Here is a 1,708-nt window from a genome sequence, read left to right on the forward strand (position 1 = left end):
GGGTCGTCCGAAAGGTCCGTGATGGTGAAGCCCGTCGAAGCCACCCTTCCCGAAGCTTCCGCCTGGTTCACGAACGTGCCCGCATCCACATCCGCCTGCGTCAGCGTATGGCTTGCCGTGAAGCTCGTCGCATTCGAAGCGCCCGCCGCAAGGCTGATCGGGCCGCCCGATACCGTCACCCCCGGCGTCGAATCGTTCACGCTCACATTCGTCAGATCCACCGAGCCGGTGTTCTCCACCGTGAAGGCGTAGGTGATCGTCTCGCCCGCGTCCGGCACGCCGTTGCTGTTCGGGTCGTTCAGCGTCGCCGTCTTGGTCAGCGCGATCTTCTCTTCCTGGATCGTGTAGATGCTGCGCGCGATCGGCGCATCGCCGCAGGTCTGTGTGCTGCTCAGGATGTAGGCCGGGTCCGCCTGCACCTCGAACTCGATCGTCTCGTCACTCTCGCTCCCGTCCGCGTCCTTCGTCACCGAAACGCCCAGCGGAAAGAGTATGCCCGCATAGGTGCCTGCGGGGATGGTCACCGTAAAACTCGCCCCGCCCCCCGGCGTCGAAAAGTCGCTGCCCAGCACCGCGGTCCCGCCCACCACATTCACGGTCACGGCCAAGGGCGCCGTGATGTCGCCGCTCACCGCGATCTGTGGAAGCTGCGAGGAAGGATCGCTCTCCGGAGCGGAAGCCGTCGCAGGACGAAGTTCGACGAAGGGAAGAATCGAAAGCTGAATCTCGTCGAGGAAATTGCCTGATGCCCCCGCACCAATCGCTTCAAAGCCGAACTGCTGGGTACTGGTCGCACCACTCCAGGTAAATGTTCCCGAATAGTCCCGCCACGAACCAGCTTGCACTGATGAACATGTGTTGCTGGTAACGCTGCCTTCTTCATAACAGGTTACCACGCCGCCAGCGCCCGCTGATGATGTGTTCACCCGTACCACCCGGTTCCCCGACGCACCCATCTTGAATTCCATGACATCCGTGCCATCCCGGCCCCGGTGACTGAACCGCCAGCCAATTTGTTCACCCGCCGCCACGCAAACGCTTTGGTAAGCACGAGAAGCCTGATATGCGTTCAACTCTATGAACTGCGAACCGGCTCGGGCGGGAACGCTCAAGAAGCCAGTCCTCCACATTTCAAATATTGGCCCTGCCCCAAAGCCGCAGCTTCCCGCCGTGGATGAATGCGTCGTTTCCCATCCGGGAACACTGGTGCTTGGAACGAATGCCGACGGGCACGAGAAAGCCGGCTGCTCGAACCCCAGATTGATAAAACTTCTCTGCACCTGCGCCTCTGCGGTGCCCGGCGCCCAGAATGCCATCAATGCCGCGGCAAGAGGCAGGGCGGCGCCCAGCCTCTGGCGGACAGCGTTACCCCGTGCATATGACGTATCGATCAGCTTTGGCATGTCGTGGAATCCCCATCGCGCCATCGGTTCATGGTTGAGGCCCTTGCGGGCGGAGGCAAATCGGCAGGACACTTAGGACGGATGAACACGCGGCATCAGTTGCCGCGACGTATCGTTACGGTTGGCGGTCGGCACGCGGGCGTCGACCCCCGCGTGCGCTTGCCAATCGCTCACTTGTAGACGGCGTAAGGCGCCGTGCGACGTCCGGCCGGCCGTTGCGTCCGCCCGGTCTCGATCCTGGTTTCGATGTCGAGGCGGTAGCGGCCGCCGATGGTGCGCCAGCGTTCAGTGACGGCCTGCCGCAC

Annotated in this window: 1 protein-coding gene; it reads right to left on the minus strand. The window is 62.8% G+C overall.

What is annotated here, in order from left to right; all coding sequences use genetic code 11:
* Window positions 1–1,403: DUF11 domain-containing protein (locus tag AB843_RS25810; RefSeq protein WP_244468083.1), on the minus strand; the 1,403-nt coding region annotated here is incomplete at its 3' end.
* Window positions 1,404–1,708 lie beyond the last annotated feature (305 nt).

The organism is Nitratireductor soli (assembly GCF_001050155.1).
Classification (GTDB): Bacteria; Pseudomonadota; Alphaproteobacteria; order Rhizobiales; family Rhizobiaceae; genus Nitratireductor; species Nitratireductor soli.